This window comes from Plasticicumulans sp. (genome assembly GCF_035331805.1).
In the GTDB taxonomy this organism is placed as follows: domain Bacteria; phylum Pseudomonadota; class Gammaproteobacteria; order Competibacterales; family Competibacteraceae; genus Plasticicumulans.
This window is the reverse complement of sequence record NZ_DAOLKE010000136.1, coordinates 1-8,923: the sequence shown is the minus strand read 5'-3', so window position 1 is coordinate 8,923 and position 8,923 is coordinate 1. Positions and strand designations below refer to the sequence as shown.

General features: G+C 70.3%; 8 protein-coding genes. 2 read left to right on the top strand and 6 right to left on the bottom strand.

Annotation, left to right across the window (positions count from 1 at the left end; genetic code table 11):
* The 4 genes from PKE44_RS10860 to PKE44_RS10845 form a co-directional block, all read right to left on the bottom strand.
* Window positions 1-226, bottom strand: a 226-nt coding sequence (locus tag PKE44_RS10860) for a deaminase (RefSeq protein WP_324550979.1), incomplete at its 3' end; no start/stop codon positions are given.
* Between the two features lie 35 nt (window positions 227-261).
* Window positions 262-732, bottom strand: a complete 471-nt coding sequence (gene nrdR / locus PKE44_RS10855; RefSeq protein ID WP_324550977.1) for a transcriptional regulator NrdR — start codon at window positions 730-732, stop codon at window positions 262-264.
* Between the two features lie 22 nt (window positions 733-754).
* Window positions 755-2,017 (bottom strand): serine hydroxymethyltransferase, encoded by a 1,263-nt coding sequence (glyA, locus tag PKE44_RS10850; RefSeq protein WP_324550975.1) that lies wholly within the window; start codon window positions 2,015-2,017, stop codon window positions 755-757.
* 136 nt (window positions 2,018-2,153) lie between these two features.
* Window positions 2,154-3,122 (bottom strand): acetoin utilization protein AcuC, encoded by a 969-nt coding sequence (locus PKE44_RS10845; RefSeq protein ID WP_324550973.1) that lies wholly within the window; start codon window positions 3,120-3,122, stop codon window positions 2,154-2,156.
* 155 nt (window positions 3,123-3,277) lie between these two features.
* Here PKE44_RS10845 and PKE44_RS10840 point away from each other — a divergent pair, with 155 nt between their 5' ends.
* Both PKE44_RS10840 and PKE44_RS10835 read left to right on the top strand, forming a co-directional pair.
* Window positions 3,278-3,700, top strand: coding sequence for an acyl-CoA thioesterase (locus PKE44_RS10840; protein WP_324550971.1), 423 nt, complete (start codon window positions 3,278-3,280; stop codon window positions 3,698-3,700).
* A 313-nt stretch (window positions 3,701-4,013) separates the two neighbouring features.
* Complete coding sequence (locus PKE44_RS10835) at window positions 4,014-7,220, top strand: EAL domain-containing protein (RefSeq protein ID WP_324550969.1); 3,207 nt, start codon at window positions 4,014-4,016, stop codon at window positions 7,218-7,220.
* A gap of 4 nt (window positions 7,221-7,224) precedes the next feature.
* Here PKE44_RS10835 and PKE44_RS10830 read toward each other — a convergent pair whose 3' ends face one another.
* On the bottom strand, window positions 7,225-7,932 hold the full coding sequence (locus PKE44_RS10830; RefSeq protein ID WP_324550967.1) for a haloacid dehalogenase type II: 708 nt from the start codon (window positions 7,930-7,932) through the stop codon (window positions 7,225-7,227).
* A 51-nt stretch (window positions 7,933-7,983) separates the two neighbouring features.
* A complete protein-coding gene (locus PKE44_RS10825) occupies window positions 7,984-8,691 on the bottom strand; it encodes a Crp/Fnr family transcriptional regulator (protein WP_324550965.1) in 708 nt (235 codons plus the stop codon).
* Window positions 8,692-8,923 lie beyond the last annotated feature (232 nt).

Below are 8,923 nucleotides of genomic sequence, written 5' to 3'. Positions count from 1 at the left end.
TGCGGCCGTGGTGCGCACAGGGTTCGAGCGTGACGTAGGCGGTGGCGCCGCGCGCGCGTCCGCCGGCTGCGCGCAACGCGTGGACCTCGGCGTGCGGCTCGCCGGCGCGTTCGTGCCAGCCTTTGCCGATCACCTCGCCATCGGGCGCGACCAGCACGCAGCCGACGCGCGGGTTCGGGCTGGTCGTGTTCAGGCCGCGCGCGGCGAGCGCGAGCGCGCGTGCCATGTGGCGGGCATCGGTGGCGGGATCAGCAGGCCGGCTCACGGTTCGCGTCCGTCCGCCGGTGCCTGCAGGCGCTCGATCTCCTCGCGGAAGGCGTTCACGTCCTCGAAGCTGCGGTACACCGACGCGAAGCGCACGTAGGCGACCGGATCGAGCCGGCGCAGCTCGTCCATCATCCATTCGCCGAGCTGGTTCGAGCTGACCTCGGACTCACCGAGCGCGCGCACGCGCCGGGTGATGCGCGCCAGCGCCGCGTCGATCGCCTCGGCGCCGACCGGGCGCTTTTCGAGTGCGCGCAGCATGCCGGCGCGCAGCTTGTCCCCGGCGAAGGGCTCGCGCCGGCCGTCGCGCTTGACGACGCGCGGCATCACCAGCTCGGCGAGCTCGAAGGTCGTGAAGCGCGCGCCGCAGGCGATGCATTCGCGCCGCCGGCGCACGCGGTCGCCCTCGGGCGACAGGCGCGAGTCGACGACGCGGGTGTCGGCAGCGCCGCAGAACGGACAGTGCATCGCGGCGCGCGCCGGGGCAGCTTCAGTGCGTGTAGACCGGGAAGCGCGCGCAGAGCGCCGCGACTTCGCCGCGCACGCGCGTGACCGTCGCTTCGAGCTCGGGCTTGTCGACGGCGTCGAGCACGTCGCAGACCCAGTGCGCGACCTGCCGCACCTCGGCCTCCTTGAAGCCGCGGGTCGTGATCGCCGGCGAGCCGATGCGGATGCCCGAGGTCACGAACGGCGACTGCGGATCGTTCGGCACCGAGTTCTTGTTGACGGTGATGTGCGCCTGACCGAGCGCGGCATCCGCGGCCTTGCCGGTGATGCCGTGGCTGACCAGATCGACGAGGAACAGGTGGTTCTCGGTGCCGCCGGAGACGACCTTGTAGCCGCGCTCCAGGCAGACGCCGGCCATGGCCTTGGCGTTGAGCACGACCTGCAGCGCGTAGCTCCTGAACGCCGGCTCCAGGGCCTCCTTGAAGGCGACGGCCTTGGCGGCGATCACGTGCATCAGCGGACCGCCCTGCGTGCCCGGGAAGACCAGCGAATTGAGCTTCTTCTCGATCGCCTCGTTGGCCTTCGCGAGGATCAGGCCGCCGCGCGGGCCGCGCAGCGTCTTGTGCGTCGTGGTCGTGACCACGTCGGCGAACGGCACCGGGTTCGGATACAGGCCGGCGGCGACCAGTCCGGCGACGTGCGCCATGTCGACGAACAGATACGCGCCGACCTGATCGGCGATCTGCCGGAAGCGCGCGAAGTCCAGCACCTGCGAATACGCCGAGAAGCCGGCGACGATCATCTTCGGCCTGCACTCGACGGCGATGCGCGCAAGCGCGTCGTAGTCGATGCGGCCCTCGTCGTCGATGCCGTACTGCACGGCGTGGTAGATCTTGCCGGAGAAGTTGACCCTGGCACCGTGGGTCAGGTGACCGCCGTGCGCGAGGCTCATGCCGAGCACGGTGTCGCCCGGCTCGCAGAGCGCCATGTAGACGGCGGCGTTGGCCTGCGAGCCCGAATGCGGCTGGACGTTGGCGTAGTCGGCACCGAAGAGCTGCTTCGCGCGCGCGATCGCCAGGCTCTCGGCCACGTCGACGTACTCGCAGCCGCCGTAGTAACGCTTGCCGGGATAGCCTTCCGCGTACTTGTTGGTCAGCACCGAACCCTGCGCCTGCAGGACGCGCGGGCTGGTGTAGTTTTCCGAGGCGATCAGTTCGATGTGATCTTCCTGACGCTGGGCCTCGGCCTGCATGGCCGCCCAGAGTTCGTCGTCGTAGCCGGCGATCTGCATGTCTTTACCGAACATTTCCGCGTCCCCTGAAAGCGTGCGGCCGGACGCAGGGGGCGTCCGGCCGGCTGGAAAAGCGCGCTAGTGTAATGAAAAAGGCCGCAACCGGCAGCCTGCGTGCCGGTTGCGGCCTGGAACGCGGAGCTGACAGCCGTCAGTTCACGGTCATCGGCGATTCCAGCAGCGCGTTGACGACGGTCGCCCACGCGCGTCCGACGTTGCGCAGGTCGTAGCCGCCGCCGCCGACGGCGAGGATGCGGCCCTCGCTGTGGCGCTCGGCAATCCTGCAGAGGCTGCGGATCGCGCGGTTGTGCGCCTGCTGCGAGTAGTGCAGGTGCGCGAGCGGATCGCCGTCGAGGCCGTCGGCACCGCAGTTGACGAAGATGAACTGCGGCTTCCAGTCGTCGACGAAGCCCTCGACCTTCTCCCACATCATGTTGAATTCCTGATCGCCGGAGAGCGGCAGCAGCGGCACGTTGAGCTTGCGGCCCTTCGCATCGCCCTTGCCGATCTCGTGCGGGAAGCCGGTGTTCGGGAAGTTGTAGCGGCCGTCCTCGTGGATGTCGGCGAAGATCACCGTCGGATCGGTCTCGAACGGATAGAACAGCCCGTCGCCGTGGTGCGCGTCGATGTCGACGTAGGCGATGCGCTCCAGTCCGTACTGCTGCTGCAGCACCTTGATCGCGACGCCGACATCGTTGAACACGCAGAAGCCGGCCGCGGTGTCCGGCATCGCATGGTGCAGGCCGGCGATCGGCACGAAGCAGCGCCGCATCTGGTCGTTCATCAGCTTGTGCGTGGCATCGAGCACCGCGCCGACCACGTGCGAGACGTGGTCGTAGACGCCGACGTAGGCCGGCGTGTCGCCATAATCGAGCATGCCCTCGCCGGTGCGCGAGCCTTCCTGCACGCGCGCGACGTATTCGGGCGTATGGAACAGCAGCAGTTCGGACTCGGTGCAGGCCACCGAATCGAGGATGCGCACCTGCCAGTCGAGCTCGCGACGGTGCATCTCGTCCATGAAGGCGTGGATGCGGTCCTCGCCGAACGGGTGGTCGTCGCCGAAGCCGTAGCGGCCGAGCTGCTCACCGAGGTACATGCAAACGGTACGCGCCTTCGCCATCGCCCCTCCTACAGGTCGTGCGCGCGCCCGTCGTGCGGGTCGCGCTGCGTTATCGTTGGTTTTCCGTCTTACTGCCGGGCGTGCGCCGCTGCCATGACCGCCGTCAAGGGCTGCGCCGCCGGTGAAAACAGCAATCTCGCCGAGGTAATCCCCGCATGTCCAGCCCCGAGAACGGTACCGAGTTTCCGCGCAACCGCCAGCCGACCATGCGCACCGTCGCGATGCCGGCCGACACCAACCCCTACGGCCAGATCTTCGGCGGCTGGATCATGGCGCAGATGGACCTGGCCGGCTCGGTGCTGGCGATCGAATACGCGCAGGGGCGGGTCGCGACCGTCGCCGTGCATTCGATGGAGTTCCACCAGCCGGTCACCGTCGGCGATCTGGTCAGCAGCTTCGCGCGCATCGAGCGCATCGGCACGACCTCGATCACCGTGCGCGTCGAGGTCTTCGCGCAGCGCCCGGCGCTGTGCGTGAAGGTCACCGAGGCGGTGATCGTCTACGTCGCCGTCGATGGCGAGGGCCAGCGCCGGCCGCTGCCGGAACACGAGCCGGCCTTCCAGTCCGTGTACGGCTGATCGCGACGCCCCCATGCTCCTGCAGCCATGAGCGGGCGTGCGGCCTCCCGGAGCCCGCGCCCGGTTCCGGCGCTCCCGCGCAGGATCCCGCCTGCCTGCCGGGCAGTCGCCGTCGGCCCCATCCCTTTCCCGTGCGCTTGTTCCGGACACTCCGGACTTCCGCCGCCTTCCCTGCCGGCACAGCCCCGCCGGAGCGGCCGGTGCAAAGGGAATGGCCAGAACATTAACAAACAGATAAGTTGTGTGTCCCTGCGAGCCCGCCCATGCGTCAGGTCGATGGCATGGTGGAAAATTTCGCACCATGAAACCCGCAATGCCCGGTACCCCCCTGCGCCGGCTCACCGATGAGGACTATCTGCCCTGGCTGCAGGTCGGTGTGTCCTTTGTACTGATCGCCGCGCTCGTGCTCGCGCTCGGCTGGTGGTTCATCGCCGACTACCGCCGCGAGGTCGAACGCCGGATCGATCAGCTCGAACGTGAAACGCTCGCACAGCAGGAAACCCTGCTGCGCCGCCGTGTCGACGAAACCCGGATCTGGCTCGACTGGCTGCGCTCGCGTGCCGAGACGCTGCTCGCCGAGCGCGTGCGCGAGCAGGCCGAGGCCGCGTACGAACTGGTCTATTCGATGCACCGCCTCCTCGACGGCCCGCTCGGCACGGCCGAAACGCAGAAGCTGATCGTCGAGACGCTGCGCCCGCTGCGCTTCTTCGACGGTCGCGGCTACTACTTCATCGATACGCTCGATGGCGACTGCGTGCTGCTGCCGACCTCGCCGGAGCGCGAGGGCCACTCGCTGCTGCCGATCCGCGACGACAACGGCGTCTGCATCATGTGCGAGCTGATCCGCGTCGCGACGCAGCCCGAAGGTGCCGGCCTGCTGCGCTATCGCTGGTATCCCCCGAACGACGCCACGCGCATGGACGACAAGCTGACCTGGGTGCGGCGCTTCGAGCCGTATCACTGGCTGCTCGGCACCGGCGAATACCTCGACACGATGATGCGCATGCTGCAGCGCGAGGCACTCGACCGGCTGCGCGCGCTGCGCTTCGAGGACGACGGCTACATCGCCGTGTTCCACCGCGACGGCCGGATGATGGTCACGCCGGCGAATCCCGATCTCGAAGGCAGCAACGGCCGCACCACCCTCGATGCAACGCGCCGTGCGGTGCTCGAACAGCTGCTCGCAAGCGCCGGTGCCGGCGGCGGCGTCGTGCGCTACGACTGGAACCGGCCCGCAGGCGGTCCGCTGCGCACGAAGCTCTCGGTGGTCACGCCCTTCGACGCCTGGGGCTGGACGCTGGTCGCCGGTCTGTATCTCGATGACCTCGATGTCACGCTCGCCAGCCAGCGCGGCGAGCTTGAAGCCGGCGTCCGGGCGCGCGAGCGCGCCACGCTGTGGGCGCTGGCGCTGGCGCTGAGTGTCGGCCTCGGCAGCTCGATCGCCTACGCGCGCTGGGTACAGGCGCGGCTGCGCGCCCGGCGCCGGGAGCTCGAAGCGAGCGCACGCCGGCTGTACCTGACGCAGCGCTGCGTGGACGCGGCCGCCGATTCGATCTTCCTCGCCGATGCGGGGCTTTGCGTCGTCTATGCCAACGACGCCGCCTGCCGCACGCTCGGGCGCCCGGCCGCGGCCATCACCGGTCGCAGCCTCGGCGAGCTTGGTCTCGCACCGCCCGGCGTGCCGACGCAGCCGGACAGCTACGAGGCGACCCCGACCGGCCCCGACGGGCGGTCGCTGGCGCTGGAGGTGGCGTGGACGCCGCTCGAAACCGGCGGCGAGCGCTATGCCTGCGCGATCGCGCGCGATGTGGCCGAACGCAAGCGCGTCGAAGCCGAGCTGCGCCTCGCGAGCCTGGTGTTCGAGATCGGCAACGACGCGATGATGATCACCGATGCCGACAACCGCATCCTCGCCGTCAACCCGGCCTTCACGCGCGTGACCGGCTATGCGCCGGCCGAGGCCATCGGCTGCAACCCGAACCTGCTGTCCTCGGGCCGCCAGCCGGAGGCGTTCTATGCCGCGCTCTGGGACGCGCTCGCGCGCAAGGGTCACTGGAGCGGCGAGCTCTGGAACCGGCGCAAGGACGGCTCGGCCTATCCGCAGTGGCTGAGCATCTCGGTGCTGCGCGACGCGCAAGGTCGCGCCGTGCGCCATGTCGCCGCGTTCACCGACATCAGCGAACGCAAGGCGAACGAGGCCCGCATCCGCCACCTCGCCGACTACGACCCGCTGACCGACCTGCCGAACCGCACGCTGCTGCGCGAGCGCATCCAGCAGACGATGCACGCCGCCGCGAGCGGCGGACCGGGCTTCGCGCTGGTGTTTCTCGACCTCGATCATTTCAAGCACATCAACGACACGCTCGGCCACGCTGCCGGCGACGCGCTGCTCTGCGCGGTCGGCACGCGGCTGCGCTCGGTCGTGCGCAGCGGCGACACGGTCAGCCGTACCGGCGGCGACGAGTTCGTGCTGCTGCTGCCCGGTCTGGTCGAGGCGGCCGACACCGAGCGGCTCACCGCCAAGCTGATGCGCACGCTGGCCGAGCCGTACCTGATCGGCGGCAAGGAGCTGCGCGTGACGCCGAGCCTCGGCTACGCCTGCTACCCGCACGACGCCACCGACATCGACACGCTGCTCGGCCACGCCGACGCGGCCATGTACCAGGCCAAGGCGCAGGGCCGCAACAACGCCCAGCCGTTCACGCCGCGCCTGAGCGCGCATCTGGCCGAGCGCTTCGAGCTGGAGAACGCGCTGCGCGGGGCGCTCGAACGCCAGGAACTGGAACTGCACTACCAGCCGCAGTACTTCGTCGACGGCCGCCCGCGCGGGGCCGAGGCGCTGCTGCGCTGGCAGCATCCGCAGCTCGGGCGCGTCTCGCCCGAGCGCTTCATCCCGATCGCCGAGGAAACCGGACTGATCCGGCCGATCGGCGACTGGGTGCTGCGGAGCGCCTGCGCGCAGGCCGTGGCCTGGCAGCGGGCAGGCATCCCGCCGCTGACCATCGCCGTCAATGTTTCCGCCGTGCAGTTCGCGCAGGCCGACTGGGTCGATACGGTCGCCGCCACGCTCGGCGCTTCCGGCCTCGCGCCCTGCTGCCTGCAGCTCGAACTGACCGAGAGCGTGCTGATGAAGGACCCGGCCGCAGCCGCGCTGACGCTGAAGGCGCTGCGCGCGACCGGCGTGCGTCTGTCGATCGACGACTTCGGCACCGGCTATTCGAGCCTCGCGTACCTGAAGCGCTTCCCGCTCGACGAGCTGAAGATCGACCGCAGCTTCATCGACGGCCTGCCCGGGGACGCCGAGGACGCCGCGATCGTGCACGCCATCCTGCAGCTCGCGCGCAGCCTCGGCCTGGAGACGGTCGCCGAAGGCGTCGAAACCGAAGCCCAGCGCCGCTTCCTGCAGGCGCACGGCTGCACGGCGGTCCAGGGCTGGCTGTACGCCCCGGCTTTGCCGGCCGGGGCGGCCGGCGAACGGCTGCACCCGCCGGCCTGCCGGGCCTCGGGCAGGGCGAATTAGCTTCTCAGCCGCCGGCCCGCAGTTGTGCCGCCAGGGCCGGCAGGCTGTCGACGTGGAAATCGACCGGGAAATCCGGCTGGTCGGCGGGGTTCGGCCGGCCGTATTCGGCGGCACGCGCGAGGAAGGCCGTGCGCAGGCCGAGCGCGCCGGCGGCGGCGAGATCGGCAGCATGCGCCGCGACCATCAGGGTTTCGGCCGGTGTGAGGCCGAGCGCGGCGACCGCGTGCAGGTAGACGAGCGGCTGCGGCTTGTAGGCCCGCGCCGGCTCGGCCCCGAGGATCGCATCCCAGTGCCAGCCGTTGCGGCGCGCCAGCGCCACCATCAGCGCGATGTTGCCGTTCGAGCACGGCGCCAGCAGGAAGGACTCGCGCAGGGCCGCGAGCCCGTCGCCGACATCCGGCCAGGCGTCGAGGCGGTGCCAGGCGAGGTTCAGGTGCCGGCACCGGGCTTCATCGAGCTCGATGCCGCGGCTCGCGAGCACGGCGTCGAGGTTGCGCCGGTGCAGTTCATCGAGCGCAACATAGGGCTCCAGACCGCAGCGCACCGCCTCCATGGCCGGCTGGTAGCGCGCGCGCCAGTCATCGGCGAACGCCGGCCAGTCGAGGGCATGCCCGAGCGGCGCCAGCACGGCTTCGGCTTCGCGGGCCACCGAAGTGCGCCAGTCCACCAGCGTGCCGAACACGTCGAACAGCAGGGCGCGGATGCCGGTCATTGCTCCACCTCACGACAGCAGACGACGGGACGGGAACGGCGGCAGCGCGCATCAGCCGCCATCGGCGATCCGGCGCAGCGCCGGCGCATCGACCGTGAACAGGCCGGCGCCCTGCTCGCGCAGCAGCTTCTGGCGACGCAGTTCGGCGACGGTGCGGCTGACGGTCTCGGGCGTCAGGCCGAGCATCGCGCCGATGTCCTCGCGTCCGAGCAGCCGGAACGCCTCGACCGGCCGCGGGCCGGCCAGACGCAGCAGCAGCCGCGCGACGCGCGCGCGCGCCGTGCCGGTCGAAAGCTCCGTCAGCCAGACATCGGCATCGCTGAGCGCCTGCTGCCAGCGCTTCAGCAGCTCGGTGTGCAGCGCCGGCTGCTCGCGCGCCAGCACCGCGACCACCTCGCGCGGAATCGCGCAGAGCTCGACCGCGGTCAGCGCGATCGCATCGTGCTGGTAGGGCTGGCCGAGCAGGGCTTCGAGCCCGAGCACGTCGTTGCCGCGCAGCAGCCGCACGATGCGCTGGCTGCCGTCGGGCAGGTACTGCACGAGCTTGACCAGGCCGCTGCGCAGCGTGAACACGCGCGCGCCCGGTTCATGGACGTGATAGACCCGGCCCTGCGCCGGCACGGCGATGTCGTCGATCGGCTGGTGGATCAGATCGAAATCGTTCTGCTGCAGGCCGGCGAACAGCACCGAGCCCCGCACGCTGCAGGTGCGGCAGTCGGCTTCGCCGTTCCAGGCGTTCTGGGTCGGGATGTAGGGCATGGACTTGTATATAAACCGCCGGGCCGGCGGTTTATATACAAGTCTTCGCCCCTGCGGAATGCCTGTGAGCGCAGCCGCCGGCACGCGAGCGCCGGCGGCTGCGAACCCTGCAGTCCCCGCCCGCCCCGCCTCCTCGCATGAGCGCCCTGCCCGTGACCGAACTGCGCCGCGCCCGGCCGGCCGCCGGGCTGCTTGCCTCGATGCTCGTGCTGACGCTCGCCTCGGCCTTCGT

Coding starts and splice junctions, on each gene's coding strand:
- PKE44_RS10835 (WP_324550969.1), top strand. CDS start 4,014: ATGCCCGGTACCCCCCTGCGCCGGCTCACCGATGAGGACTATCTGCCC.
- nrdR (WP_324550977.1), bottom strand. CDS start 732: ATGCACTGTCCGTTCTGCGGCGCTGCCGACACCCGCGTCGTCGACTCG.
- PKE44_RS10845 (WP_324550973.1), bottom strand. CDS start 3,122: ATGGCGAAGGCGCGTACCGTTTGCATGTACCTCGGTGAGCAGCTCGGC.
- PKE44_RS10825 (WP_324550965.1), bottom strand. CDS start 8,691: ATGCCCTACATCCCGACCCAGAACGCCTGGAACGGCGAAGCCGACTGC.
- glyA (WP_324550975.1), bottom strand. CDS start 2,017: ATGTTCGGTAAAGACATGCAGATCGCCGGCTACGACGACGAACTCTGG.
- PKE44_RS10830 (WP_324550967.1), bottom strand. CDS start 7,932: ATGACCGGCATCCGCGCCCTGCTGTTCGACGTGTTCGGCACGCTGGTG.
- PKE44_RS10840 (WP_324550971.1), top strand. CDS start 3,278: ATGTCCAGCCCCGAGAACGGTACCGAGTTTCCGCGCAACCGCCAGCCG.